The 26,443-nt window shown below is 59.0% G+C and carries 22 protein-coding genes, 1 tRNA gene and 1 pseudogene; 8 read left to right on the top strand and 16 right to left on the bottom strand.

All coding sequences use genetic code 11. The features are described 5' to 3' along the window. The 5 genes from LT40_RS21025 to LT40_RS00210 form a co-directional block, all read right to left on the bottom strand. A complete protein-coding gene (locus LT40_RS21025) occupies positions 1-822 on the bottom strand; it encodes a N5-glutamine methyltransferase family protein (RefSeq protein WP_237749275.1) in 822 nt (273 codons plus the stop codon). Then, on the bottom strand, positions 819-2,249 hold the full coding sequence (locus LT40_RS00225; RefSeq protein ID WP_043185015.1) for an NAD(P)/FAD-dependent oxidoreductase: 1,431 nt from the start codon (positions 2,247-2,249) through the stop codon (positions 819-821). The genes LT40_RS21025 and LT40_RS00225 overlap by 4 nt, the downstream gene beginning before the upstream one ends. A 103-nt stretch (positions 2,250-2,352) precedes the next feature. After that, positions 2,353-2,877 carry an acyl-homoserine-lactone synthase gene (locus LT40_RS00220; RefSeq protein WP_158497432.1) on the bottom strand — a complete coding sequence of 175 codons (525 nt, stop codon included), beginning with the start codon at positions 2,875-2,877 and terminating at the stop codon, positions 2,353-2,355. Between the two features lie 227 nt (positions 2,878-3,104). Continuing rightward, positions 3,105-3,830: an autoinducer binding domain-containing protein gene (locus tag LT40_RS00215; protein ID WP_052393152.1), complete on the bottom strand. Its 726-nt coding sequence runs from the start codon at positions 3,828-3,830 to the stop codon at positions 3,105-3,107. A 295-nt stretch (positions 3,831-4,125) separates the two neighbouring features. After that, entirely contained in the window at positions 4,126-5,628 is a 1,503-nt protein-coding gene (locus LT40_RS00210) for an MFS transporter (protein ID WP_052393149.1), read from the bottom strand. A gap of 267 nt (positions 5,629-5,895) precedes the next feature. Here LT40_RS00210 and LT40_RS21015 point away from each other — a divergent pair. Continuing rightward, positions 5,896-7,057 (top strand): annotated as a pseudogene (locus LT40_RS21015) (IS3 family transposase). Between the two features lie 94 nt (positions 7,058-7,151). Here the strand turns inward: LT40_RS21015 and LT40_RS00195 are convergent. The 7 genes from LT40_RS00195 to dapA form a co-directional block, all read right to left on the bottom strand. Then, positions 7,152-7,973 (bottom strand): DUF4393 domain-containing protein, encoded by an 822-nt coding sequence (locus LT40_RS00195; protein WP_043185007.1) that lies wholly within the window; start codon positions 7,971-7,973, stop codon positions 7,152-7,154. A gap of 73 nt (positions 7,974-8,046) precedes the next feature. Continuing rightward, positions 8,047-8,508, bottom strand: a complete 462-nt coding sequence (locus LT40_RS00190; protein WP_148308491.1) for a hypothetical protein — start codon at positions 8,506-8,508, stop codon at positions 8,047-8,049. A 579-nt stretch (positions 8,509-9,087) separates the two neighbouring features. Continuing rightward, positions 9,088-9,177 (bottom strand) — tRNA-Ser (locus LT40_RS00185). A gap of 93 nt (positions 9,178-9,270) precedes the next feature. After that, the gene (purC, locus tag LT40_RS00180; RefSeq protein ID WP_043185000.1) at positions 9,271-9,984 is read right to left on the bottom strand and encodes a phosphoribosylaminoimidazolesuccinocarboxamide synthase; all 714 of its coding nucleotides are present in this window, start codon (positions 9,982-9,984) and stop codon (positions 9,271-9,273) included. 48 nt (positions 9,985-10,032) lie between these two features. Next, positions 10,033-10,791 (bottom strand): MBL fold metallo-hydrolase, encoded by a 759-nt coding sequence (locus LT40_RS00175; RefSeq protein WP_043184997.1) that lies wholly within the window; start codon positions 10,789-10,791, stop codon positions 10,033-10,035. 3 nt (positions 10,792-10,794) lie between these two features. Next, complete coding sequence (gene bamC / locus LT40_RS00170; protein WP_043184992.1) at positions 10,795-11,913, bottom strand: outer membrane protein assembly factor BamC; 1,119 nt, start codon at positions 11,911-11,913, stop codon at positions 10,795-10,797. 17 nt (positions 11,914-11,930) lie between these two features. Further along, positions 11,931-12,809, bottom strand: a complete 879-nt coding sequence (gene dapA / locus LT40_RS00165; protein WP_043184989.1) for a 4-hydroxy-tetrahydrodipicolinate synthase — start codon at positions 12,807-12,809, stop codon at positions 11,931-11,933. Between the two features lie 331 nt (positions 12,810-13,140). Between dapA and LT40_RS00160 the strand changes: the two genes are divergently transcribed. Then, complete coding sequence (locus tag LT40_RS00160) at positions 13,141-13,701, top strand: glycine cleavage system transcriptional repressor (protein ID WP_043184988.1); 561 nt, start codon at positions 13,141-13,143, stop codon at positions 13,699-13,701. A gap of 10 nt (positions 13,702-13,711) precedes the next feature. Then, complete coding sequence (locus LT40_RS00155) at positions 13,712-14,185, top strand: peroxiredoxin (RefSeq protein ID WP_043184985.1); 474 nt, start codon at positions 13,712-13,714, stop codon at positions 14,183-14,185. Between the two features lie 94 nt (positions 14,186-14,279). Here the strand turns inward: LT40_RS00155 and LT40_RS00150 are convergent, their stop codons facing one another. Next, complete coding sequence (locus LT40_RS00150) at positions 14,280-15,350, bottom strand: AI-2E family transporter (RefSeq protein WP_043184979.1); 1,071 nt, start codon at positions 15,348-15,350, stop codon at positions 14,280-14,282. Positions 15,351-15,389: 39 nt separating this feature from the next. Beyond that, complete coding sequence (locus LT40_RS00145) at positions 15,390-15,629, bottom strand: sulfurtransferase TusA family protein (RefSeq protein ID WP_043184974.1); 240 nt, start codon at positions 15,627-15,629, stop codon at positions 15,390-15,392. Between the two features lie 146 nt (positions 15,630-15,775). Between LT40_RS00145 and LT40_RS00140 the strand changes: the two genes are divergently transcribed. From LT40_RS00140 to LT40_RS00130, 3 genes are all read left to right on the top strand, one after another. Further along, complete coding sequence (locus LT40_RS00140; RefSeq protein WP_043184970.1) at positions 15,776-17,209, top strand: M48 family metalloprotease; 1,434 nt, start codon at positions 15,776-15,778, stop codon at positions 17,207-17,209. 148 nt (positions 17,210-17,357) lie between these two features. After that, the gene (locus LT40_RS00135; RefSeq protein ID WP_043184967.1) at positions 17,358-20,456 is read left to right on the top strand and encodes a transglycosylase domain-containing protein; all 3,099 of its coding nucleotides are present in this window, start codon (positions 17,358-17,360) and stop codon (positions 20,454-20,456) included. An 83-nt stretch (positions 20,457-20,539) separates the two neighbouring features. After that, positions 20,540-21,319 carry a siderophore-interacting protein gene (locus LT40_RS00130; protein ID WP_043184964.1) on the top strand — a complete coding sequence of 260 codons (780 nt, stop codon included), beginning with the start codon at positions 20,540-20,542 and terminating at the stop codon, positions 21,317-21,319. A gap of 30 nt (positions 21,320-21,349) precedes the next feature. Here the strand turns inward: LT40_RS00130 and LT40_RS00125 are convergent, their stop codons facing one another. Both LT40_RS00125 and LT40_RS00120 read right to left on the bottom strand, forming a co-directional pair. After that, a complete protein-coding gene (locus LT40_RS00125; protein ID WP_043184961.1) occupies positions 21,350-21,991 on the bottom strand; it encodes a Pr6Pr family membrane protein in 642 nt (213 codons plus the stop codon). Beyond that, positions 21,988-22,212 carry a VF530 family protein gene (locus LT40_RS00120; RefSeq protein ID WP_043184957.1) on the bottom strand — a complete coding sequence of 75 codons (225 nt, stop codon included), beginning with the start codon at positions 22,210-22,212 and terminating at the stop codon, positions 21,988-21,990. The genes LT40_RS00125 and LT40_RS00120 overlap by 4 nt, the downstream gene beginning before the upstream one ends. 315 nt (positions 22,213-22,527) lie before the next feature. Between LT40_RS00120 and LT40_RS00115 the strand changes: the two genes are divergently transcribed. Next, positions 22,528-23,889, top strand: coding sequence for a carbohydrate porin (locus LT40_RS00115; RefSeq protein ID WP_043184955.1), 1,362 nt, complete (start codon positions 22,528-22,530; stop codon positions 23,887-23,889). 91 nt (positions 23,890-23,980) lie between these two features. Continuing rightward, positions 23,981-26,392 (top strand): glucose/quinate/shikimate family membrane-bound PQQ-dependent dehydrogenase, encoded by a 2,412-nt coding sequence (locus LT40_RS00110; RefSeq protein WP_043184952.1) that lies wholly within the window; start codon positions 23,981-23,983, stop codon positions 26,390-26,392. Positions 26,393-26,443 lie beyond the last annotated feature (51 nt).

Genomic DNA, 26,443 nt, shown 5'->3' with positions numbered 1-26,443 from the left:
TTACAGACGACCCTGTGCGTCGCTAAACTCTTCGGTCAATAAGGTGCGCACCGTGTTGAATCCAGCACCATCTAGAATCATACTTACTTGAAAAGATTGCACTTCACTATGCTCAAGTAGAAACGTACCACCGGGTTTGAGTAGCAGGCTGGCTACACGTGCCGACGCTTCAATCAGACCTTTGCCCTCATCAGGTGCGAAGATAGAACTAGGGGGATGGTTCTCACTCCACTCAGGCTCCAATGTCGTGCCTTCAGGAACATATGGCGGATTGGAAACTACTACATCGGCAGTACCGGCGGCGGCTTGAAAGTCCGCAAGATTCATAATATCTGCTGACTTATATATGGCACCATATTTTGAGGCGCCAAGTCGGTAAAAATTGCGTTGTAGATAGGTTAGCGCAGTGGGATCTTTATCGACACACACCACGCCAACTCCTAACCGAGAACTTATAGATAAGCCAATCGCCCCTACCCCGGCACACAGGTCGTAAACTTTTGATGTCCTATCCAGGTTTAGCTTTTTTTCCACCCACTGCACAATAGCCATGCTCTGCCGCCGGGGAACAAATACCCCACTACCCACTACGAAGCGGATACCTGCGAAGTCGGCGTAACCGAGAATATGCCCTAGCGGAATCCGCAAGCAGCGTTCGGAAACGTCTTGCCGAAATGTTTTGACTGCTCGGTCGCTTAGCACCTCAGTACTTGGAAAATTGTGTTCAACCAGAGCTTGTAGATCACCCTCAGCATCCCAGACACCCGCTTTGAGCAATGCTGCCAGCGCGCATGCACGCTCCTGTTCTAGCTCTGTACTCATGACCATGCTCCGTAATAGCGGGCGAGACGGTCATACATCGAGGGATACAGATAAGCGAACGCGATAAGTTCAGGCGGGGGAGTGAATTCTGGATGCAAAGAATTGATTAAATCTTCGTAGTTATTGGTCATGCCCTTATCTAACAGCGGCAGCCAGTACGGCTTGATATTCCAACGATACTCATAACCTGTAGCAAACATCTGCTTAACTGTTTCCACAACAGTCATGCTTCGTGAAATACCTTGTAACGGCTTACGCATAGGGGTGAAGCGGGATAGATCTATATCATTAGCAATACCTAGTATCTGATCAGCCATCCAGTTAGCTAACAGCGGAGACTGGTGCAGACCATCCCGGTAAGTGCCTGTAGCCATCCACAGCCCCTTATAGCCGCATGGGCCAATCAGTGGGAACCCATCAGCCGGTATAGGCCTATTACCGACCTGAATACTCATAATTTCCGCATCGTGCAGGTCTAGGTTTAACTGATCGACCGCGCAGTCAAGGAGAAACTGTACGTCGGAAACTAATGCATGAGAACGGGGCTCTTCAGCCAAAATGTTGGTTGCTCCTAGATAGAGCAGTTCAGGTGAGCGCGGCACACAATGCAGGCCGCAGGCGAAAGCCCTATTAGGAGTGCGAATGACCGTGGAGGGCACGGTGTGCCCTGGTTTGACTTTGACTAATATCGATACGCCATAGCCGGCGAACAAAGGTGGAATAAGGTCTTTGACATCATGCAAGCTATCAAACAGTCCAAGAGAATGAACTCCAGCGGCTACTACGACCTGCTTGCCGGATATTACTTCCCCACTCTCAAGCTCTACTCCAGAGATAGCACGCTGCTCTGTTACTAACGTACGGGCATTCGCTTCGACAACATCTCCGCTCGACGAAAGCAACGCCTTATCAAGTTTTTCAAGCAGCACGTGAGAATTCAGGGCATGTTCGTTAGCGATTAGAAGCGCCTGTAGTGGCCGTACCAAGTCATTGGCTTTAATCCAGTCAAGCTCAGATGGATTCACCACTGTCGAGGGCTCACCATGGTCATCCAATGCCTGCATAATCGCAGCATAGTTGACGCTGTCAATGTCGGCCATACCGGCGGAATTAAGGATCACATGCGTTCCATGCGCAGCGAAGAGTGGCCTCGTGTCCCCTGAAGCATTAGTAAGGCGTTCCGACCACGCATCCCACATCCCTTTCGCCTGAATATCCATCTGTAACTTAAGGCGGCCATGCTCACTGGCCATCAGGCCTGCAGTGACCTCACCAAAGCATCCGTTCATAGCGCCGGCAGCTTTTGAAGCAGCATTAGTACGAACAGTTTCTCCGACTCTGCATACTTTCAAGCCTCGGCTAGCCAACTCAAATGCAATCGAGCCGCCAATAGCTCCACTTCCAACAACTACTACATCGTAAATCATCCCTGCCTCCAAGCTATCAAATCATAGTAGCAATCACTTCACGAACATGCGACCTACGCAAAGGCCTAAGTCAATTGAACTAAGAGGCATGTTCAAAGATTGTTTAAGAATTATCTAATCTCAGCCTTGAACTATAAAACTGTTCGGTGGAGAAGCTCAGGGCGACCAGCAGATCGCGCCCATAATTCACCGCCGTACCCAATCGAACACAGTCGAAACCTCGTAGCTTAAAGTACCGTTCAAGGCTGCAGGTCACCACTGCAACAACATTTATAGCACCCTGCGCCAATGCGAATCGAAGTGAAAGATCGAACAGTTCTGCCGCCAAGCGACCATTGTTGATATTTAATGCTGCGCCGCGGGATATCTCCCATGTGTGCTGATTTCGAGGCACGCCTTCGGCACATAGTTCGGGAAAAATATCTCCCATCAGAAAAGGCTTCACGGTAGGCAATAATCGAGTACATCCAACGATATTCCCGCTAGCATCCCGAGCAATTACGTAGGAGGTATTCGGCACGTCAAATTGGTCTAATTCCACACCTGCATTTTCTTGCGTATCGCCAATACTCCACTTGAGCCTGCCAATGAAGATCCTATCCCTAAATCTCCCTAGATCTTGAATCACGCCTTCATCCAACTGGATATATTGCTTACACTCAAACCGGTACATTGAGAGTACCCCCCGTGGCTATCTATTCTCGTGCAACAGGGTAGAATTTAGAACAACCAAAAAGAGCTCACAACTACCAAAAAAAGTAGGCTTGTGAGGTGGACAGGGTAGTTTCTGGGTCGGATTATCGCTGCGGAGCCGGTCGCAACAGTCAGTCACAACGTAAATTTATTTTACTGCGCTTAGATTAATCCCAATGCGGCAGCATATGCCGCCGCTAGCACTCTGTTGCTTGATCCAAATTTCCGTTGAATTCCCTTAACGTGAAAATTCACAGTGTTCTCAGAAATACCTAAAATGCAAGATACATCTTGTGAGCATTTTCCATCACCGATCCATCTCAGAACTTCGAGCTCCCTGCAGCTCAACTTTATATTCGACACGGTGATTATATCCACTGGATGGATGTAGTCCTCCAATAATGCCAAGATATTGCTAATCTTCAATCGTAGTAGCAGCGCTTCGTTTGCAGACACTGATCCACTACGGCGTGAAACACCTATCGCATGCGCAGTCTGATCTCTGCCACGCATCATGAAGGTCGCACCGATGTTCAAACCCCACTCCCTTGCCTCACAAAAAATCCGGGAACCCATCATTTCCCTGTGGTCGGCCCAGATCACAAATCCTCTTTCTCGAGCCATAATCACTGACGGATCAATCTCCCCGTAACGTCTGTCCTCATAGTGCGACAGCCACTCTGCGGGATAACTTCCCTTAACGCGTCCTTCGATCTGATTGAAAGGAACAGGCCGTCGATATCCGTACGCGAAACAGTCGAAATCCAACGCCCGAATCTCCTGTTCCACCTGCGCAAAAAGATCATCGGACGTTACGCAGTTGCCGAAGCGTGTGTTGACATCGAACCACCAATCAACAAATTCTGCGTCACGTCTAGACGGAGCCATTTCACAATCTCCTTGTTTTGCGAATATGCAACTTACTGACAGACGAACTACGTCGCAACGATGAAGTATGACATTGTACGTCTCAAACCTGGATTACCCAAGTAGCCTAAACCGTGCAGTATCCTCGCTTCTCACTACATCATGTCCGCATAAAAACCCAGCAGTTAGCCATGTTGGCCGATACCACCCAACTCGCACCGCCATAACAAAGCATTTCAATATCCCTCACTCCCTGGGACTATGTAGGTTGATGCTTGAGGTCGACACTACCCAGCCCAGGAATCAATTCACGCCGTCACACCTTGCGTAAGCCATAACGGGCATACATGGCAAACAAAACGATCGATGCTGCGACCAGACCACTGGCGATTGCTACTGCTGCACTGAAAGCAGTGTTCGCGGCTTCAGTCAACACCACTCCAACTTCGGCAGGTAAATCCTGCGCAAGTGAATGAGCACCTCCCAACGTCGCCGCAATATCAGCCGTTGTATCCTTTAGCTCCTCGGGCAAAACCAGACTCAATCGATACCAAGCCGCCACGGCCCCTCCCACTAAAGTTGTCCCCAACACCACGCCGACCTCATACGCCGTCTCGCTCACAGAAGACGCGCTGCCTGCCTTGTCAGCGGGCACTGCGCTCAGTACAAGGTCGTTGGAAACGCTGGTAACCGCTGCAACTGCAGTATTCAGCAGCACGAAAGCCACCGCTACGGTCAGCGCCGTCGCTGTGAATAACGCCATGACCGCAAACGCCCCCGCTGCCAAATACAAGCAGCCGGGAATAACGATATTCGGTGCCACCCGTTGTGCAATTGGTACGATAGCGAGGCCCGCGGCCACTGCACAGACTTGACCGGGCAGCAGTATCAAGCTTGAGGCAATGGGCGACAGATCCAAGACCAGTTGCAACAGTTGGGTAGCGAAAAAGAGGAACCCGATCAACGCCCCCAGGGTGACGAGATTGACGGTGATAGACACGCAGAATGTGCTCGAGTCAAACAGCCGTAGATCAAGCAGGGGCTCTTGCAGCTGCAACTGCCGTCGGACGAAAGCGATCCCCATGAGAAGGCCCATAAGCATGCCCACAGTTGCGTAGGCATCTACTCCCACCGTGGCAGAATGCTTGAGAGAAAGCATCACGCCGGTCATAGCCCCTAGACTTAACAAGATGCTCGGATAGTCGATCAACAACCCCGCCTGCCTTCGGGACTCTGGGATCATTGGTGAAACCAGCAACACCGGTAGCAGGAACGGTACTGAAACAAGAAACACCGACTGCCAACTCAAGAATTGGAGCAGCACACCACCGAGCAGTGGTCCAGCCGCCGCACCCAATGTCAGGCAAGTCGCCCATGCCGCGACGGCAAGGCGCCTTTCTTCTCGGTTATCGAAGGCGGTGCGGATCAGGGCGAGCGTCGCAGGTAAGATCATCGCGCCAAACAACCCTAATACTGCACGGCCAGCGATTAGGTGCCAGGCCTGTTGAGAGAACACAATGGCAACCGAGACAACGGCGAAACCAGTGCATCCCACACACAACAGACGCCGGTAGCCTACGCGATCACCAGCTCTGCCCATGGTGATCAAAAGGCCAGCGAGCACTAATGAATAGGCATCGATTACCCATAGCTGTTCGGCAGCCGAGGGGCCAAGGGCGCCGGCGATTTTGGGTAGAGCGAAGTTAAGGATAGTGTTGTCGAGGGTGACGAGCAGCACGGGCAGAAGAATCGTCAACAGCCCAGCGAGTTTGGAGCGGTCGGTGATGATGGACAGCAGCGGGCTTGAAGTTTTTGGCATTTATCCGTTCTCCCTGAACGTCAAAGTATCGGGCGCAGGCCACGCCAATTAGGTTGGGCGTAACGTGCCCGGTTAAGGTTACCGCCTGTTTGTCACACCCTCCTTGGTGTGGGGAGATCGAACTTACTGCCAGATCAAGGGGGTCGCAACTTTTTGGTCGATTAGATTGTGTCAAGATTTACGTCGAGCGCCCCTCGTGCAACTGTAGTGGTCTACTAACCCCGAACACCCATTTAGGCGAGAATGCTCGCCACACAGAGGTGTTCGATGAGCAGACAACGACGTACCTTCACCCCCGAATTCAAGCGCGAAGCTGCCAGCTTGGTGCTTGACCAGGGCTACAGCCACGCTGATGCAACCCAGTCGCTTGGGTTGGTAGAGTCGGCCTTGCGCCGGTGGGTCAACCAGCTCCAGCAGGAACGAGGCGGTGCCACGCCGACTAGCAAAGCGCTGACACCCGAGCAGCAGAAAATCCAGGAACTGGAAGCCCGAATCAACCGCCTGGAACGAGAGAAATCGATTTTAAAAAAGGCCACCGCGCTCTTGATGGCCGAGGAACACGAGCGTTCGCGTTAATCGATCAATTGCGGGCTCAAGAGCCGATTGATCTGTTGTGCTCGGTATTTAAAGTAACCCGATCTTGCTACTACGCGTACTGCCGGAAACGTCGGTATCAGAATGCCGAACGGGTGGTTTTGTGCAGCCGCGTGAACGAGCTGTTTACGCAAAGCCGAAGCGCTGCGGGCAGCCGGAGCATCATGCTGATGATGAAAGAGGACGGCATGCAGATCGGGCGATTCAAGGTACGCAAGTTGATGAGCGAGATGAATCTGGTCAGCAAACAGCCCGGTTCGCATGCCTATAAAAAGGCGACCGTGGAGCGACCTGATATTCCGAACGTGCTTGATCGAGGATTGACCGTCGCATCCCCAAACAAGGTCTGGTGCGGTGACATCACCTACGTCTGGGCTGGAGGCCGATGGCACTATCTGGCGGCTGTCATCGACCTTTGTGCCCGCCGTGTTGTGGGTTGGGCGTTCTCACCCAAGCCCGACGCCGACCTGGTAATCAAGGCACTGGACATGGCTTACGAGCAGCGTGGCAGGCCGCAAAACGTATTGCTTCACAGCGACCAAGGCAGCCAATATGGCAGCCGAAGTTTCCGCCAAAGACTATGGCGATACCGCTTCACACAGAGCATAAGTCGGCGCAGTAACAGCCATGACAATGCGCCCATGGAACGGCTATTTCGCAGCCTGAAAACTGAATGGATACCGACGGTGGGCTATATGAGCGCTTCGCTAGCGCAACAGGATATTGGCCGGTTCCTGATGGAGCGATACAACTGCGGCGACCGCATCAGTTCAACAAAGGGTTAGCGCCTGCGGTCGCTGAGGAAAAACTCAATTTAGTGTCCGGGATCAGTTGACCACTACAAGCCCATGGTAATGCAGGATGAAAATCGAGGCTTCAGGTCGGTAAACATACGACGCTAAAACTCGGCGGAAGGTTAGGGACTAGCTTCACGGTGCTCGCAAGACGCACACTTGAGCAAACTGCTTTCCTAGCGTCGTCACTCGAAGCCCTCCCCGCATCATCTCGCACACCCTTGCAGGATCGAGTTCAATCTGCTGCTTCGTGAACAATACATCCGGATGATTTTCCAAAGGCTCATAAACTCCCTTTGCCGTGTACTCATAACCCATCCCAGGTATCTCAGCCAGACCCAAACGGCACAAATTATCGAGATAAGCAGGCGTCAAATGTGGGAACTCAACGCCAGCTTCAACTCCTAGCAAAGAGAAATTGACCAGAACCTCATTCCCCCCTCTGTGTATCTCGTCCTCCACCCGGTAGCTCGAGCGAAGACTCAACAGCGCGTATGCCCGATCCGCTGTGAAGAGTTTTACGAGCTTCGCCTCATCTGGCGTGAGTTGCTTGATAATCTCAACAAATGCAGGATGAGCCCCTGAGGCTGTTTTTCTGTCCATTGAGGATGCAAGCAAATTTGCATACAGGTCGCTAAGGACTTCCTCGTGGCCCGTGTACCTTAGAGCCTCAATAGCTGGACCTGCCACATTTGGCTTTGGTGTAATGATGTCTTCTGGTGGAATATCCTTGAGGCGATCTGCCACCTTGGTGGATATGAAGTCTTGGCATTTCTCATAACCCCAAACCAGTGCTCCTACAGGGGCAAGAGCGACATTAATCGCCTTCCCTACAGTTTCAAGTGCCTTGCCTACTTGCTTCACAGCAGGCTGAGCCAAGTCCTGATAAATTGGAATGGCTTGGACGAGCCCTGTGACAGCCTCAACCGTTTCCTTGACCTTGTTTTCCTCACCCATCACAGCTCCTCGATGACCTACGCTATGGGACTGACGGAACGCCACACTGGGCCATACTCTAACCATCCTTCAATCAAAACGCATCATCCAAATCAGCTAGATGATACGTGTTCAGCAATGTCCACCGATTGATCCCAGACTTGTCGAACAGCTTAGATAGATCATGCGGCTTGGCTTCTTCAATAACGCTTGCCTGCTGGGACAGCCTCTCAGCTGAGAGACGACGACCAACGACATTCATTTTCGCAGGGAACGTCTTGTTCGCGATGTCCACTAGGTCATCCACCTTAGCTGTGGTGATGATCGAGAGAAACGCCTGATGGACAGCACCCTTCTTCAGTGCCTGTACCCGAATCAGGAATGGTTGATCAGGACACCGCCTACGAAGCATTTGCTTAAACGAAACCATTTCTTTCAATAACCCGAGGCTTCGTTCTGGATCATCGTAGAAGACTGAATGTTGGTATGACCACTGGTAACCACGAAGGACTGTCAGATACTTTCTTTTTGTCTTCTCTTCACTTGTCTCACTCACACACTGACCTCCCTGCAGATGAACACTCTCACTCGGAGTCCCCCTCCTATACTTGCAAATTCAAGCGTTCTTCTACACCACTGACTAACAAATGCTGGAGCCTGCGTCATTACTGGCCTGCGTTGAAGGGTAGAACTGCGAATCGGGGACCGGTTTTGAGCATGATTATGCATTAGTAGTGCGGTAAACCTCAAACTGGGTCGCAATCAAACCTTTGCTAAGCAACAGCCCCGGAAATTGGACGCTTCCCGACAGCCAAGAGCCATAGCGAAGCCAAATAACTCATACTTTCATGTGGTTTAGCGTGAGATAATTGAGCGTTTTTCGAATGCCTTTATGAATGTACTACCATGACTAACGACCCACATATTATCTATAGCACAGGAGCGGCTGTAGAATCGTACAAGGCGAGTAGGATGGTAAGTCAACCTAGGAGGAAGGGTTGCTAATAGCAAGCCTCTAGCAGCCTTAAAGGGCCGCTCACAGAAAAGCTCAGGAAGGGATTTACGTACAATCATTACGTACAATGCAGAAACAAAAAAGCCCCGAGGCTATGAGCACTCGGGGCTTTTCAAATAATGGCGGAGAGATAGGGATTCGAACCCTAGGTACCGGTGAAGGTACAACGGATTTCGAATCCGTCCCATTCGGCCACTCTGGCATCTCTCCAACGGCGCGAATCATACCAGCGTCTGCGCCAAACGCGAAGCCCCTGATGCAAAATAATTTGCGAATTCAGGCGCTTGCGCGTCTACAGCGGTGTTACAGCGGCACGCCCAGGCGGTTGGCCACTTCTTCGTAGGCTTCGATGACGTCGCCCAGACCCTGGCGGAAGCGGTCCTTGTCCATTTTCTTGCGGGTGTCCTTGTCCCACAGGCGGCAGCCGTCGGGGCTGAATTCGTCGCCCAGGACGATGGAGCCGTCGCTGAACACGCCGAATTCGAGCTTGAAGTCGACCAGCAGCAGGCCGGCGTCGTCGAAGAGCTTGGTCAGCACTTCGTTGACCTTGAGCGACAGCTCTTTCATTTTCGCCAGTTGCTCGGCGGTGCCCCAGCCGAAGGCCACGACGTGGGATTCGTTGATGAACGGGTCACCCTTGGCGTCGTCCTTGAGGAACAGCTCGAAGGTGTACGGGTTCAGCTTCATGCCCTCTTCGACGCCCAGGCGCTTGACCAGGCTGCCGGCGGCGTAGTTGCGCACTACGCATTCGACCGGAATCATGTCGAGCTTCTTGACCAGCACTTCGTTGTCGGCCAGCAGCTTGTCGAATTGGGTCGGGATGCCCGCCGCTTCCAGCTTCTGCATGATGAAGGCGTTAAACTTGTTGTTCACCATGCCCTTGCGGTCGAGCTGTTCGATGCGCTTGCCATCGAACGCCGAGGTGTCGTTGCGAAACAGCAGGATCAAGCGGTCGGCGTCGTCGGTCTTGTACACCGACTTGGCTTTGCCGCGGTAGAGTTCTTCACGTTTTTCCATGATGGGCTCCGCTTGCTAAAAGTATGGGCTAGGCGCCCCTTTGGGACGCTAGGCGATGTGGCGCCAGTCGAGCCCTGAATCTTGATCGGCCACTTGCAGCCAGTCCGCATCGCACCCCAGGGTGTCGACGAAGCATTGCCGGGCCAGCTGCGGCAGGTTGTTCTTGCTGCTCAGGTGGGCCAGTACCAGGTGCTGCAGGTTCTGCCAGCCCAACTGTTCCACCAGGCCGGCGGCCTGATGATTGTTCAGATGGCCCCAGTCACCGCCGACGCGCTGCTTGAGGAAATAAGGGTAGTGCCCACGGGCGAGCATGTCGCGGCAGTGGTTGCTTTCGATCATCAGGGCATCCAGGCCCTGGTAGTGGTCGCGCACCCTGGCGCAATGGGAGCCCAGGTCGGTCAGCAGGCCGAAGCGGCGCTTGCCGTCGCTGAAGACGTACTGGGTAGGTTCCATTGCGTCATGGGCCACGGCGACTACTTCGATGCGCAGGGCGCCGATTTCCAGCACGTCTCCGCAGCGCACGTGGGTGCGCACCGGCACCGGCTTGCGCAAACCGCGCTCGGTGCCCTGACTCATGTAGACGGGCACGCCGTGACGCCGCGCCAGCAGCTCCACGCCATGCACGTGGTCGGCATGTTCGTGGGTGACCAGTACGGCGCTCAGTTGTGCAGCGCTTAAGCCCAGGCGGGTTAGCCGACGTTCGGTTTCACGCAGGGAGAAACCGCAATCGACCAGCACATGGGTGTCTTCGCTGCTGATCAGCGTGCCATTCCCTTGGCTACCGCTGCCGAGAACGGCAAAACGCATCGCTTAACCCAGGTTGTCTTGAATCACACCCAACACACGGCGGGCAATGTCTGCCGGGGCCACGGTGTTGATGTTCTTCTCGACGGTTACCTGGACGTTGTCGCCCACCTTGCTCAGGCGCACCTGGTAACGCTCGGCGCGGGCTTCGACTTCTTCCTTGCTCGGCGCATTGCCGAACACGCGGCTGAAGAAGCCGGGCTTGTCGTCTTCGCGCTGGGCGGACTCGGCGACGTTGATGTAGTACAGGCCCAGGCTGCGGTTGATGTCTTCGATGCGCCACTGGCCCTGCTCGAGGGCACGGCCTACGCTGGACCAGGCACGGTCCAGGTCGGTGCCGACGTTGAGCACCGGGTTGCCGCTGCCGTCTTCGCTCATGGCTACACGGCTGGGCGCGTCGAAATCACGGGCGGCGACCAGCGAGACCGAGCCACCGCGTTCCGAGTCGCGGGTCATGCTGGCGAGCATCTGGTCGACCAGGATCGAGTCCAGGCCGGTGTTTACCGAGCGAGCGGGGAAGTCAGGCTCGCTGGCGCTGCCGGCCGGACGCTCGACGCTGACCACGTAGATTTCGCTGCTGTTGCGCTGCACGCCCGGCTCGATGCGCACGCGCACACGGGTCTCGCTTTCACCGGAGGTGGTTGCGCCGCTCAGGCGCTGCGCCATAGAGGCGGAGAGCTCGTCCAAGCGCTGCCAGGTGGTGGTGAATTCACCGGTTTGCGGGCGGTCTTCGGCGATGCGGAAACCGTTGTCTTCGAAGAACTGGTGAGCGATCGGCCAGACTTCGGCCGGCGCGCGCTGGGCCATGATCCAGCGGTTGTCGCCGCTGCGCTGCAGGGAGAAATCGCTGGCCTGGGCCGCTACCTGCAACGGCAGTGGGCGTGGTACTTCGAATTCGGACGCCTTGGCAGTGTCGTCGGCGACGTTGCGCGGGATCGGCAGCAGCGGATCCAGACGCTTGTCGGTTTGCACGCCGGGCGGCAGTTGCATCGGGGCGGTTTGGGTCGCCTCGAGGTAATCATTGCCACGATCGCGGAAATAACCGTTTTCGCCCCAGAGCCACCCGCAACCGCTGGTGCTCGAAATGACCAAGGCAAGGGCAGAAAGGCCAGCCAATCGCTTCATGCGTCTTACTTCCTCAATTAAACCAGGACGCCGGACTGGCGCAGGGCCTGCCGCAGCGGTTCATGACAGGTGGCGCTCAACCAGGTGAGCGGCAGGCGAATGCCTTCGGGCATCAAGCCCATTTCATGCAACGCCCATTTGACCGGAATCGGGTTGGCTTCCTGAAACAGGTTCTTGTGCAGCGGCATCAGCTTGTCGTTGATGGCACGGGCCAGTTCCGCATCGCCGTTCAATGCCGCGTTGCACAGGTCGGCCATGGCGCGCGGGGCGACGTTGGCAGTGACCGAAATATTGCCCTTGCCGCCCAGCAGGATCAGCTCGACGGCCGTGGGATCATCACCGGACAGCACGAGGAAATCGCTGTCGACACGGCTGATGATGTCCTTGGCGCGCTCGAGGTTGCCGGTGGCTTCCTTGATGCCGATGATGTTCGGCACCTTGGACAGCCGCACGACGGTGTCGGCCAACATGTCGCAGGCGGTGCGACCGGGAACGTTGTAGAGGATCTGCGGGATGTCGACGGTTTCGGCGACGTGCTTGAAGTGCTGGTACAGGCCTTCCTGGGTCGGCTTGTTGTAGTACGGCGTCACCAGCAGGCAGGCGTCTGCGCCGGCGCGCTTGGCATTGCGGGTCAGCTCGACGGCCTCGCGGGTAGAATTGGCACCGGTGCCGGCGATGACCGGGATACGCCCGTTCACCTGCTTGACCACGTGCTCGATGACCTTGATGTGCTCTTCGTAATCAAGGGTCGCCGACTCGCCGGTGGTGCCGACGGCGACGATGGCATGGGTGCCCTCCTGCAGATGGAAGTCCACCAGCTTGCTCAGGCTGTCCCAGTCCAGACGCCCTTGGGCGTCCATGGGTGTGACCAGTGCCACCATACTGCCCGCAATCATGCAACCGCTCCTGCCGGAAAAAGAGAGCGGTAATGGTACTGGCGCCAACCACCTTGCACAAGCGAAGTACCACGCCACGAGCATTCCCCTTCGCGCTGCTTTTCTATACCCTTTCAGACTTTGATCGGCAGGGGTTGCCTTTCTTGCCTGGTCATCGCCTGCCGTAACGGCGCTTCGAACCCCGTCCCTGAGCCTCGTCACCTGGTTTTACCCCGTATCCACGGGCGTTGCCGGGCAGTCAGCGCAGGTTCGCACGAGGTACGGCGCAGGCCTTGAACCAGTCATCCGGCCCCTTGACGCTGCCGACCGCTCATCGCTTTAGGAATGCTGCATGTCCACCCCCACAGTTCGCGAACAATTCCTCGTCATCAGTGCCCTGGGCCGCAATCCCATGGAACTGACCAATGTACTGTGCCGCGCGGCCCACGACGCCCGCTGCTCGGTGTCCACCTCGCGCCTGACTCGCCATGGCGAATACAGCGCCCTGGTTCTGCAGGTATCGGGCAACTGGGACGCCCTGGCGCGCCTGGAAACCGGCCTGAGCTCGCTGGCCAAGAAGCATGACTTCACCGTCAGCCTGGTGCGCAGCGCCACCCTGGACAGCCGCCCGCAGGCGCTGCCTTACGTGGCCTACGTCAGCTCGGCCTATCGCTCCGACATCATCAACGAGCTGTGCCAGTTCTTCATCGACCACAACGTCGAGCTCGAGAACCTGACCTGCGACACCTACCAGGCGCCGCAGACCGGTGGCACCATGCTCAACGCCACATTTACCGTGACGCTTCCTGCCGGTGTGCAGATCAGTTGGTTGCGCGACCAGTTCCTGGACTTCGCCGATGCGCTGAACCTGGATGCGCTGATCGAACCCTGGCGTCCACAGAACCCCATGTAAGGATTGACCGATGGCTGTCGCTCTCAACGAACCTGTAGCCGATTTCCAAGCCCAGGCCACCGGCGGCCAGACTGTCAGCCTGAGCGAGCTCAAGGGCCGCCAGGTGGTGGTGTATTTTTACCCCAAGGACAGCACGCCGGGCTGTACCACTCAGGGCCAGGACTTCCGCGACCTGCTCGAGCAGTTCAAGGCTGCCGACACCGAGGTGTTCGGTGTGTCGCGCGATGGGCTCAAGTCCCACGAGAACTTCAAGGCCAAACAGGGTTTCACCTTCGAGCTGATCAGCGACAAGGACGAGGCGCTTTGCCAGCTGTTCGATGTGATCAAGCTGAAGAAGCTGTATGGCAAGGAGTACCTGGGCGTGGACCGCAGCACCTTTCTGATCGATCGGGACGGTGTGCTGCGCCAGGAATGGCGTGGCGTGAAGGTGCCGGGGCATGTGCAGAGTGTGCTGGAGGCGGCACAGGCGTTGAGCAAGGGTTGATATCGGTGGTGGCCCTTTCGCGGCCGCTGACCGCTCCTACAGACAGGATCACCCGTAGGAGCGGTCAGTGGCCGCGAAGGCCGCGCCGCGGTCTTCAGAGCATCGGCGCGACGGTCGGCTCTTGGCGTGGCCAGGCATCAAGCACGGCCTTGAACAAGGTCGCCAGGGGAATGGCGAAGAAAATACCCCAGAACCCCCACAGCCCGCCGAACAGCAACACCGCGCAGATGATTGCCACCGGGTGCAGGTTCACCGCTTCGGAGAACAGCAACGGCACCAGCACATTGCCATCCAAGGTCTGGATGATGCCGTACACCACCATCAGGTAGATGAACTGGTCGCCCCAGCCCCACTGGAACAGCGCGATCAGCGTCACTGGCACCGTCACCACCACCGCCCCCACGTAAGGCACCACCACCGACAGCCCCACCAGCAGCGCCAGCAAGGCGGCGTAGTTCAGCCCCAGTGCGACGAACGCGATGTACGTCACCACGCCACAGATGAAGATCTCGATGACCTTGCCGCGGATGTAGTTGGCGATCTGCCGGTTCATTTCCTGCGCCACTCGGGTGAGCAGCGCACGTTCGCGCGGCAGGTAGCCGCTCACCCAGTGGCCGATCATCAACCGGTCCTTGAGGAAGAAGAACACCAGGATCGGCACCAGCACGAAATAGATCATGACGTTGACCAGCAGGGGCAGGCTGGACAGGGAAAAGGTCAGAGCCCACTGGCCGAACTTGCCGATCTCGCCGCGCGCCGCTTCGATGGCCTGCAACACCTGCTCGTCACTGACCAGGTGCGGATAGCGCTCGGGCAGCAGCAACAGCAACGACTGCCATTTGCCGAGCATGCCGGGCAGCTCGTTGAACAGGGTGATCACCTGGTGCCAGAGCAGCGGCACCAGCACCAGCATGAACAGCGCCAGCGCGCCCATGAACAGCGCGAACACCGCCCCGACCGCCACGCCCGAAGGCACCCTTAGGCGTTCCAGAAGGTTGACCAGGCCTTGCATGAGGAACGCCAGCACCATCCCTGCCAGCACCGGCGCGAGCATTCCGCCCAGGGTCAGTACAGCCGTGAACGCCAGCACCAGCAGCACCGCCAGGATGACGGCCTCCTCGTCGGAGAAGTAACGCTGGATCCAGTCGCGTAGCACTTTGAACATTGAAATTCCCTTGAATGACCCAGCTACCGGGGTGGTGGCTCAGGCCTTGCGCAACCAATACGAGTAGACCCCGTCCAGCGCCTGTTCATGTAACAGCGCGTGACCTGTCAATGTGGCGAACGAACGGAAGTCGCGCTGCGAGCCAGCGTCCGTGGCGATCACCTTCAATACCGTGCCGCTGGCCAGCCGGCTCAGTTCCAGCTTGGCCTTGAGCAGGGGCAACGGGCAATTAAGACCGCTGGTGTCCAGCTCAACGTCACATTCGGGCGCATCGCTCATCGCTATCTTCTCCAACCAAAGGATGCCGTGGCGCTGCCGCAAATCCCGGCAGCGAACGGCGCGACAGGATAACCCAAGGTCGCCACCTCTGGTGGTCGCCGAATGGGGCGGCTACAGTAGGGCCTTTCATCTGCCGAGCTCAGTGCATGCCCTTTCTGCGCCCTACCCTGCTGACACTCGCCTGCCTGCTGGCGTTGCCGAGCCACGCCGGCGACCTGCCGTCACTCGGCGACGCCAGTTCCGCGATCGTCTCGCCCCAGCAGGAGCATCAATTGGGCCGTGCCTGGCTGAGCCTGTTGCGCGGCCAGGTCAAGCAGCTCAACGACCCGCAGCTCAAGGACTTCGTCGAGACCAGCGTGTATCGGCTCTCGGAAACCAGCCAGTTGAACGATAGGCGTCTGGAATTCATCCTAATCGACAGCAAGGAGCTCAACGCCTTCGCCGCGCCGGGGGGCATCGTCGGGGTCAATGGCGGGCTGTTCTTCAACGCTCAGACCGAGGGCGAATACATCGGCGTGCTGGCCCACGAACTGGCGCACTTGTCGCAACGCCACTTCGCCCGCGGGGTCGAGGCTCAGCAGCGCATGCAACTGCCGATGATGGCCGCATTGCTCGCTGGCATCGTGATCGCCGCTTCCGGTGCCGGTGACGCCGGCATTGCGGCGATTGCCGGCAGCCAGGCCGCGGCGATTCAGGAACAGCGGCGCTTCTCTCGCCAGAACGAGCAGGAGGCTGACCGCATCGGCATCATCAACATGGAAAAGGCCGGCTATGACCCGCGCAACATGCCGACCATGTTCGAACGCCTGATGCGCCAGTACCGCTTCGATGCACGGCCGCCGGAGTTTCTCCTCACTCACCCGGTCAGCGAATCACGCATCGCCGACACCCGCAACCGCGCCGAACAGGCTGCCAAGGGGGGTAAGGAAGACAGTCAGTGGTACCAATTGATGCGCGCCCGAGTGCAGCTGTATTACGAGGAAACCCCTGGGCTGGCCGCCAAGCGTTTCCGCGCGCAACTGGATGAAAACCCCAATGCCCTGCCCGCGCGCTACGGCCTGGCCCTGGCCCAGATCAAGGCTGGCCAATTGAACGAGGCGCGCGAAAACCTCAAGCAGCTGTTGGCCAAGCAGCCGGACGACATCACCTTGAACCTGGCGCAGGTCGATCTGGACATCACCAACAACCGTATCCCCGACGCCCAGCAGCGCATCGATCGGTTGCTGACGCAGTACCCGGGCAACTACCCGATCAACCAGAAGCGGATCGACGTACTGCTCAAGCAGAACCGCATGGCAGATGCGGAGAAAGCCCTGGAAAACCTGCTCAAGAGCCGCTCGGACGACCCGGACGTGTGGTACCTGGTGGCAGAAACCCGTGGGCAGAACGGCAATATCATCGGCCTGCATCAGGCGCGTGCCGAGTTTTTCGCTCTGGTCGGCGAATTCGACCAGGCCATTCAGCAACTGGACCTGGCCAAGCGCCGTGCTGCCGACAACTTCCAGCTCGCCTCGCGCATCGACGCGCGACAACGGGAGCTGATGGAGCAGGATCGGCTGGTCAAGGACATGCTTCGCTGAGTGCCGCGCGGGCCTGGCCAGGTCCGCGCGTTCGCGCCAAGCGCCTGCACGACTAATACATTGATTTTCACATTTTTTTCACGCGACCGCTCCAGCGTCTAGACTTGCTCCAGGTGCGATGAATTTTCCGTGACCGGTGTGAATATCTATGGGCGTTTTGCGGCAAACCGAACCTGACAAGACTACAGCGCAGGCTGTGAGTCCTGACCCGTCTCCATTGCCAGATAGCCCACGTCAACGTCGCCTGTGGTGGCGTCTGTTCTGGCTGTTGCTGGTGATCGCGATCGCGGCGCTGGCGTATGCGATGTACGCCGAGATGCGCACCTCGCGTCTGCAGGCGCGCGAGTTCAGCCGCTGGGCGAGCTCGCTGACCTATGCGGTGCAACCGGGGCCGAGCGAGGCCATCGTCTACCCCGGCGCCGGCCCGTTCGACAAACGCCTGGGTTACAGCGCGCTGGGGGATTTCCTGCCGCGCTTGCTCAAGCGCAACTACGTGATTGAACGGCAAACCCAGTTTTCGCCAGCTTTGATGAGTTACGCGGGGCACGACCTGTTCGTGCCCTACCAGGAAAAACCTCAGGCCGGACTGGTGATCACCGATTGCCGGGGCGACCCGTTGTACCTGTATCGCTACCCGCAACAGCTCTACACCGAGTTTGCCCAGATTCCGCCAGTGATGGTCAACAGCCTGCTGTTCGTCGAGAACCGTGGCCTGCTCGACAGCCCCGAGCCCCTGCTCAACCCGGCCGTGGACTGGCCGCGCTTCGCCAAGGCAGCTTGGTCGCAGGTGGCCAAGATGTTCGCCCTGCCCGGGCAGTCGGCCGGCGGCAGCACCCTGGCCACGCAGCTGGAAAAATATCGACACTCGCCCGATGGCTTGACCGGCTCGGGACCGGAGAAGATTCGCCAGATGATCTCGGCCAGCGTGCGCGCCTACCAAGGCGGTCCGCAGACTCTGGAGGCGCGCCAGCGCATCGTGCGTGACTACCTCAACAGCGTGCCGTTGTCGGCGGTGCCCGGCCACGGCGAAGTGCACGGCATGGCGGAGGGCTTGCGGGTCTGGTACGGCGCCGACTTCGAGCAGGTCAACCGCGCGCTTGCCAGCACCACCAGCGACCCTGCCAGCGAAGCCGCGCGAGGGCTTGCCCTGCGCCAGGTGCTGTCGCTGATGATCGCCCAGCGGCGTCCTTCCTATTTTCTCAACAAGGGCCACGACGACCTCGCCGAATTGACCGACAGCCACATTCGCCTGCTGGCCGCCAACGACATCATCGACCCAGTGTTGACCGCAGCGGCGTTGGCCAGCCAAGTCATCTACCGCGACTGGGTGCAGGAGCCCACCTGGCAGCCCAACGAGTCGAACAAGGGCATCAGCGTGGTGCGCAATCGCCTGTCGTCCATGCTCGACCGGCCGCTCTACGATCTGGACCGGTTGGACCTCTCGGCCACCACGACCTTGAATGCCGACTTGCAGAAGCAAGCCAGCGACTACTTGCGCCAACTGGCCGACCCGGGCTTCGCCCAGCAGATCGGCCTGATCGGTGAGCGCCTGCTGACCTCGGCGAGCACCCGCGAAGTCAGCTACAGCTTCACCCTGTTCGAACGCACGGCCGATGGCTCGCGTGTGCGGGTGCAGACCGACAACACCGACCAGCCCTTCGACATCAACGAAGGCAGCAAGCTGGAATTGGGCTCGACCGCCAAGATGCGCGTGCTCACCACCTACCTGGAAATCATCCACGAACTGCACGAACGCTATGCCGGGCAGACGCCTGCGCAGCTGCGCCAGGTGAAGATCGACGAAGCCGATCGGCTGTCGCGCTGGGTGCTCGATGCGATGATCCAGAACCCGGGCATGGACGCCCGGACGCTGCTCGGCGCGGCCTTGGAGCGCAAGTATTCGGCCAGCCCCGCCGAAAGCTTTTTCACCGGCGGCGGGATTCATACCTTCGGCAACTTTCGCCGCGAGGACAACGGCCGCATTCCCACGCTCAAGGAAGCGCTGCAAGAGTCCATCAACCTGCCCTTCATCCGCCTGATGCGCGATCTGGTGCGCTACAGCACCTATTCGGCGCCAGGTAACAGCGGGCAGTTGCTCAAGGACGACGACGACCCACGCCGGCAGGAATACCTGGCACGTTTCGCCGACCGCGAAGGCACCGAGTTCCTCCAGCGCTTCTGGAAGAAGTACCAGCGCAAGAGCTCCGAGCAACGCCTGGAAACCTTCCTCGACGGCATGCGCCCCACGCCACAGCGCCTGTCGGCCGTGCACCGCTACCTGTACCCCAACGCGCCGCAGGCGTCATTCGATCGCTTCGTGCGCGAGCACAGCAAGAGCGACAACGTCACCGACAAGCGCCTGAACGAGATGTACGCAAGCTATGGTCCGGGCCGCTACAACCTGCCCGATCAAGGCTACATTGCGCGCGTCCATCCATTGGACCTGTGGCTGCTGGGTTATCTGCTCAACCACCCAGACGCCAAGATCGGCGAGGCGAGCAAGGCCAGCCGGTTCGAGCGCCAGGAAGTCTACGGCTGGCTGTTCAACAGTCGCCACAAGCGCGCTCGCGATAACCGCATTCGCACCATGCTGGAAATCGAAGCCTTTACCGATATTCACCAGCGCTGGCAGCGCGTGGGTTATCCGTTCGACCATCTGGTACCGTCGCTGGCAACCGCCATCGGCAGTTCGGGTGACCGTCCTGCAGCGCTGGCCGAGCTGATCGGCATCATTCAAAACGACGGCATCAAGCTGCCTACCGTGCGCATCGACACCCTGCATTTTGCCGCCGACACGCCCTACGATACGCGGGTGATCAGCGATCCGGACCGGGGCAAGCGGGTGCTGCCCGCCGAAGTGGCGGCGGCCATGCGCGAGGCCTTGTCGCAGGTGGTGGACGCCGGCACCGCGCGGCGGGTATCGGGCAGCTTCAAGACCGACGACGGCGCGGTGCTGGTGATGGGCGGCAAGACGGGCACCGGTGACAACCGCATCGCAAGCTTCGGCGCCGGTGGCCGGGTTATCAGCTCCAAGGCTATCAACCGTACCGCGACCTTCGTGTTCTTCATCGGCGAAAACCATTTCGGCACCCTGACCGCCTTCGTGCCGGGCAAGGCCGCCGAGGGCTTTCGCTTCACCTCGGCACTGCCGGTGCAGGTGCTCAAGGGCATGGCGCCGATCCTCACGCCCTACCTGCAGCCGGGAGCGCATACGCAATGCAGCGCACCCTTGCAGGCGGCGCGTTGAACGGGGCTACGAATTCATCGACTCGCGTGTGGCCGCGTAATAAGCTATATCGATAGCCCCCTATCGGCCCAGGAGACCCCGCTATGAAGGCAGAAAATCCGTTCGGCATTCAGCGCGTCATGCACGAGATCAAACGTCGCCGCCTGCAAGTGCTGCGCGTGGCACAACTGACCCCGCGCATGCGGCGCATCACCCTCGGCGGCCCGGAGCTGGCCGGTTTCGTCAGCGAAGGCTGCGATGACCACATCAAGCTGATGTTCGCTACCACCCCAGAGCAACAAGCGGCGCTCGATACCATGGTGCTGGGTGCGCCGACCCCGGAAGGCGCCAAGCCCGACATGCGCGACTACACCCCGCGGCGCATCGACCTTGCGGCTGGCGAGCTGGACATCGACTTCGTCCTGCATGGCGATGGCCCCGCAGCGACTTGGGCGGCCCAGGCCGAGCCGGGGCAATTCCTGCACATCGGCGGCCCACGCAGTTCGATGCACGTACCGGATGTGTTCGATGCCTACCTGTTGATCGGCGACGAAACCGCCATTCCGGCCATGGCCCGACGCCTGGAAGAGCTGCCGGGCAACCGCCGTGCGCTGCTGGTGATCGAGGTAGAAAACGCTCAGGAACAGCAGTCGTTCGACAGCGCGGCGGCCTTCGAGGTGATCTGGGTCGACCGGCACCAGGGCGACCTGCTGCAGACCGTCAAGGACCTAAGCCTGCCCGACGGCGTGGTCTATGGCTGGATCGCGACCGAGGCCGGACTGTCCCGCAAGTTGCGGCGCGTGCTGCTGGACGACCACAAGCTGAGCGAGGAGCAGATCAAGGCCGCCGGCTACTGGCGTCATGAAGGTGACGACAGCGAGTGAGGCTGTCGCCAGGGGTACTTGCGGGAGCGCCTAGCGCGCGCCTGCGCGTTCCCAGCAGCGGTCTATCACCAGCACCAGCGCGGAGCAGCCGATGAAGGCCACCAGCACCCCCAGTGCGTTCAGCCATACCTGGCCCATGCCCAGTTTCGAGACGTCCAGAAACGGATAGGGATACACGCCGATGCTCTGCCCGCGCAGCAACAGGTAGGCGAAGTAGACCACAGGGTAGACCGCCCAGGCCGCCACGTGCCGCAGGCGCAGCGTGCCTTTCGGCACGCAACACGCCCAATACACCACGAACGACACGGGCAGCACATCGTGCAGCAACTCGTTGGCCAACCACTGCCAACCTTGGGGCTGCCACAGGTTGCGCAGCAACAGGCTATAGGCGACACCCACCACCACGATGCTGACCAGCACCCCGCTGCTCACCGCCGGCCGCAGGCACAGGCGACGCCACGTCGAATCGCGCTTGGCCACGTGGGCGGTCAACACTCCGGCCACCGCGGTATTGGTGAGGATGGTAAAGAAACTGAAGAAATGCACCAGCCCGCCGAGCAGGCTGGCTTCGACCTGCCAGCGTGACCACAGCACCAGGTACAACTGCAACGCCAGCGCGAACCAGGTGGCGGCGGCCGCCAGTGCGACCAGGGTACGCTCGGCGCGGATCAACGCTTGCCGCGCTGCAATTGCACGTAGAGCCGCTCGACCTTCTCACGAGCCCAGGGCGTCTTGCGCAGAAAAGTCAGGCTCGACTTGATGCTCGGGTCGCTCTTGAAACAGCGGATGTCGACACGCTGCGCCAGCCCTTCCCACTGGTAATGCGCCACCAGTGCATTGAGGATCTGCTCCAGCGTCATGCCGTGCAGGGGGTTGTGTGTAGGTTCATGCATGCCAGGCTCCAGGAACGGCGGGGCAGAAGGTGCGCACCTTAACCAACGGGCACGGCCGCGCAAAGCTTTTATTGGACGCCAGCCCGGGCTGGAATAGTACTTTCGGCATTCGTGGCAGTGCTCTGGCCCGCACGTCGCCTGCGGCAGAGCGCCGCACTGTTGCAATATCGGAAACTAACCCTCTTCCAAACCCGGCTTTAAAATCATGCGCTCGATCTATATCCTCGCGCCGCAATAACCTGAAACGTTTCACTTTTGAAGAATAACGAAGCGCTTCTCGAACAGCTTCGGACCTGCCAGAAGAATTACTTTCCAATGCCTGCCAATGCCTTCTCACGCCCCCGGGCGTTTTTGCCGTTCACCGCCTTAATCGCTTTCAGTGCCTTGGGCGCCGTGCCCAATGCCTTCGCCGTGCCCGCGTTCGATCCACAGTCACCGTTCATGTTCGGTGACTGGAACGGCACCCGCGGCGATCTGTCCGCCAAGGGCTACGACTTCAAGCTGGACTACACCGGCGAAGTCGGCAGCAACCTGCACGGCGGATACAACCGCGACCATGCCACACGCTACAGCGACCAGTTCGCGCTGGGCATGCACATGGACCTGGCGAAGATCCTGGGTTGGCATGACGCCGAGTTCCAACTCACCCTGACCGACCGCAACGGCGACAACATCAGCAATGACCGGATCAACGATCCGCGTGTCGGCGGGTTCACGTCGGCTCAGGAAGTCTGGGGCCGTGGCAATATCACTCGGATCACCCAGCTGTGGTACCAGCAGAAGTTCTTCGACCAGCGCCTGGACATCAAGGCCGGTCGCTTCGGTGAAGGTGAAGAGTTCAACAGCTTCCCCTGCGACTTCCAGAACCTGGCGTTCTGCGGCTCGCAGGTGGGCAACTGGGTCGGCAGTGTCTGGTACAACTGGCCGGTGAGCCAGTGGGCGTTGCGCGTCAAATACAACATCACGCCCGAGCTGTACGCCCAGGTCGGCATCTTCGAGCAAAACCCTTCGAACCTGGAAAACGACAACGGCTTCAAACTCAGCGGCAGCGGTACCGAAGGCGCCATGCTGCCGGTCGAGCTGATCTGGAAACCGACCTTGAATGGGCTGCCGGGCGAGTACCGCGCCGGCTACTACTACAGCACGGCGGACGCCAACGACGTCTACAAGGACCGCAACGGGCAGCCTGCCGCGATCACCGGCCAGGACTACCGCAGTGCGTCCAGCCGCCACGGTTTCTGGCTGGGTGCCCAGCAGCAGTTGACCAGCGTCGCCAGCGACAACTCCCGTGGCCTGAGCGTGTTCGCCAACGCCACCGTGCATGACAAGAAAACCAACGCCATCGACAACTATGTACAGGGCGGCATCGTCTACAAAGGTCTGTTCGATGCGCGTGCGCGCGATGACATCGGTTTTGCCCTGGCCCGCGTGCATGTCAATCCGGCGTATCGCAAGAACGCCGAATGGCACAACCGCACCCTCGCGGTCAGCGACTACAACAATGCCGCCTACCTGCCGATCCAGGACACCGAGTACAGCGCCGAGCTCTATTACGGGGTTCACATGGCCAACTGGCTGGTGCTGCGACCGAACCTGCAATACATCCGTCATCCGGGCGGTGTAACCCACATCGACGATGCCCTGATCGGCGGGTTAAAGATTCAGGCCTCGTTCTGAAACTAAACGCATCGTGCAATATCTGTAAACAATCCAAACTTGACTTTTGAAACACGCTTTAACCACACGAACACAATGGAGAATATTCCTTATGAGCACTGACGGTGCTTCGCGTCGGTCGCGTTTGCTACCCAGCCTGCTGGGTATCGTAATGCTGCTGATGGGCCTGGCCTTGCTGGCCGGCGGTATCAAACTGGCCACCCTGGGTGGCTCGCTGTACTACTTGATCGCCGGTATCGGCGTAGGCTTCACCGGCGTGCTGCTGCTGCAGGGTCGTCGTTCGGCCATCGGCCTGTATGCAGCGGTATTGTTCGCCAGCACCGTCTGGTCGCTGTACGAGGTCGGCCTGGATTGGTGGCAACTGGTGCCTCGCCTGGCCCTGTGGTTCGCACTGGGCGTGGTTCTGCTGCTGCCCTGGTTCCGCAAGCCACTGTTGCGTCGCCCTGCGCCCAAGGCCACGGCTGCACTGAGCATCGCCGTGGTCCTGGCCGGCCTCTGCGCACTGGCGAGTCAGTTCACCAACCCAAATGAAATCAAGGGTGAGCTGGACCGCGAAACCGCCAACATGCCGAACACCGCGCCGGCCATGCCCGATGGTGACTGGAACTCCTATGGCCGCAGTGCCCATGGTGACCGTTACTCGCCGCTGGCGCAGATCACCCCGGAAAACGTCAGCAAGCTGACCCCGGCCTGGACCTACCGTACCGGCGACATCCCCGGCCCGAACGATCCAGGCGAGACCACCGCGGAGAACACCCCGCTCAAGGTCAACGGCATGCTCTACGTGTGCACCCCGCACAGCCAGGTCATTGCCCTGGACCCGGACACCGGCAAGGAAATCTGGCGTTTCGACCCGAAGATCAGCACGCAGAACGCGCCGAACTTCAAGGGCTGGGCGCACATGACCTGCCGTGGCGTGTCGTATCACGATGACGCGGCCTATGCCGCTGCCAGCCCGGCCACCGACGCCGCTGCGCCAGCTGCCGCGCCGACTGCCTGCCCGAAACGCATTTTCGTGCCGACGGCCGACACCCGCCTGATCGCCCTGAACGCCGACACCGGCAAGATGTGCGAAGACTTCGGTGACAAGGGTCAGATCGACCTGCGTGCCAACATCGGCGAATTCGCTGCTGGTGGCTACTACTCCACCTCCCCACCGGCCGTGACCAAGAATCTGGTCGTGATCGGCGGCCATGTGACCGACAACGTTTCGGTGGACGAGCCTTCGGGCGTGATCCGTGCCTACGACGTCCACGACGGTCATCTGGTATGGAACTGGGACAGCGGCAACCCCGACGACACCACGCCGATCGCCCCTGGCCAGACCTACACTCGCAACTCGCCGAACATGTGGTCCATGTTCAGCGTCGACGAAAAGAACGGCATGCTGTACCTGCCCATGGGCAACCAGATGCCTGACCAGTGGGGCGGCAACCGTACTCCCGAGTCGGAAAAGTACAGCGCCGGCCTGACCGCACTGGACATCGACACCGGCCATGTGAAGTGGACCTACCAGTTCACCCACCACGACCTGTGGGACATGGACGTGGGCGGCCAGCCGACCCTGATGGACCTCAAGACCGCCGATGGTGTGAAGCCTGCCGTGCTGGCCTCCACCAAGCAGGGCAGCATCTACGTGCTGAACCGCCTGACCGGCGAGCCGATCGTGCCGATCCACGAAGTACCGGTGCCGCAGGGCGCGGTGGAAGGCGACTACACCTCGCCGACCCAACCCAAGTCCGACCTCAACTTCATGCCGCCTGTGATGCAAGAGCGCGACATGTGGGGCGTGACGCCGTTCGACCAGATGCTGTGCCGGATCGACTTCAAGTCGCTGCGCTATGAAGGTCCGTTCACTCCGCCTTCGCTGCAGGGCACCCTGGTCTACCCAGGCAACTTCGGCGTGTTCGACTGGGGCGGCCTGTCGGTCGACCCGGTACGCCAGGTGGCGTTCGTCAACCCTAGCTACATGGCATTCCGCTCCAAGCTGGTGCCTGCCGCAGAAGTGGCCGGCGGTCCGGGCCGCAAGAGCGAAACCGAAGGCGTGCAGCCGAACAAGGGCGCACCCTATGGCGTGATCCTGGAAGCGCTGCTGTCGCCGATGGGCCTGCCTTGCCAGGCACCGGCCTGGGGCTATGTCGCCGCGGTCGATCTGACCACGCACCAGACCATCTGGAAGCACAAGAACGGTACCGTGCGCGACAGCTCGCCCGTGCCGATCCCGTTGACCATGGGCGTACCGAGCCTGGGTGGCGCGTTCACCACGGCCAGCGGCCTGTCGTTCCTCAGCGGTACCCTTGACCAGTACCTGCGTGCCTACGATATCCGTAACGGCAAGCAACTGTGGGAAGGCCGCCTGCCTGCAGGCGCGCAGACCACGCCAATGACGTACACCGGCAAGGACGGCCGTCAGTATGTGCTGGTGGTCGCTGGCGGGCATGGCTCGCTGGGCACCAAGCAGGGTGACTACGTGATGGCGTTTGCATTGCCTGAAACCAAGTGATGCTGATGTGAAAAGAAACGGCTCCTTCGGGAGCCGTTTTTTTTGCTACTT

This window comes from Pseudomonas rhizosphaerae, from assembly GCF_000761155.1.
GTDB lineage: Bacteria > Pseudomonadota > Gammaproteobacteria > Pseudomonadales > Pseudomonadaceae > Aquipseudomonas > Aquipseudomonas rhizosphaerae.
This window is presented reverse-complemented; position numbering and strand designations above follow the sequence as displayed.

Excerpts from the sequence above, each read along its gene's own strand:
- LT40_RS21025 (WP_237749275.1), bottom strand. The coding sequence starts at position 822 with ATGAGTACAGAGCTAGAACAGGAGCGTGCATGCGCGCTGGCAGCATTG.
- LT40_RS00225 (WP_043185015.1), bottom strand. The coding sequence starts at position 2,249 with ATGATTTACGATGTAGTAGTTGTTGGAAGTGGAGCTATTGGCGGCTCG.
- LT40_RS00215 (WP_052393152.1), bottom strand. The coding sequence starts at position 3,830 with ATGGCTCCGTCTAGACGTGACGCAGAATTTGTTGATTGGTGGTTCGAT.
- LT40_RS00210 (WP_052393149.1), bottom strand. The coding sequence starts at position 5,628 with ATGCCAAAAACTTCAAGCCCGCTGCTGTCCATCATCACCGACCGCTCC.
- LT40_RS00195 (WP_043185007.1), bottom strand. The coding sequence starts at position 7,973 with ATGGGTGAGGAAAACAAGGTCAAGGAAACGGTTGAGGCTGTCACAGGG.
- purC (WP_043185000.1), bottom strand. The coding sequence starts at position 9,984 with ATGGAAAAACGTGAAGAACTCTACCGCGGCAAAGCCAAGTCGGTGTAC.
- LT40_RS00175 (WP_043184997.1), bottom strand. The coding sequence starts at position 10,791 with ATGCGTTTTGCCGTTCTCGGCAGCGGTAGCCAAGGGAATGGCACGCTG.
- bamC (WP_043184992.1), bottom strand. The coding sequence starts at position 11,913 with ATGAAGCGATTGGCTGGCCTTTCTGCCCTTGCCTTGGTCATTTCGAGC.
- dapA (WP_043184989.1), bottom strand. The coding sequence starts at position 12,809 with ATGATTGCGGGCAGTATGGTGGCACTGGTCACACCCATGGACGCCCAA.
- LT40_RS00160 (WP_043184988.1), top strand. The coding sequence starts at position 13,141 with ATGTCCACCCCCACAGTTCGCGAACAATTCCTCGTCATCAGTGCCCTG.
- LT40_RS00155 (WP_043184985.1), top strand. The coding sequence starts at position 13,712 with ATGGCTGTCGCTCTCAACGAACCTGTAGCCGATTTCCAAGCCCAGGCC.
- LT40_RS00150 (WP_043184979.1), bottom strand. The coding sequence starts at position 15,350 with ATGTTCAAAGTGCTACGCGACTGGATCCAGCGTTACTTCTCCGACGAG.
- LT40_RS00145 (WP_043184974.1), bottom strand. The coding sequence starts at position 15,629 with ATGAGCGATGCGCCCGAATGTGACGTTGAGCTGGACACCAGCGGTCTT.
- LT40_RS00140 (WP_043184970.1), top strand. The coding sequence starts at position 15,776 with ATGCCCTTTCTGCGCCCTACCCTGCTGACACTCGCCTGCCTGCTGGCG.
- LT40_RS00135 (WP_043184967.1), top strand. The coding sequence starts at position 17,358 with ATGGGCGTTTTGCGGCAAACCGAACCTGACAAGACTACAGCGCAGGCT.
- LT40_RS00130 (WP_043184964.1), top strand. The coding sequence starts at position 20,540 with ATGAAGGCAGAAAATCCGTTCGGCATTCAGCGCGTCATGCACGAGATC.
- LT40_RS00120 (WP_043184957.1), bottom strand. The coding sequence starts at position 22,212 with ATGCATGAACCTACACACAACCCCCTGCACGGCATGACGCTGGAGCAG.
- LT40_RS00115 (WP_043184955.1), top strand. The coding sequence starts at position 22,528 with ATGCCTGCCAATGCCTTCTCACGCCCCCGGGCGTTTTTGCCGTTCACC.
- LT40_RS00110 (WP_043184952.1), top strand. The coding sequence starts at position 23,981 with ATGAGCACTGACGGTGCTTCGCGTCGGTCGCGTTTGCTACCCAGCCTG.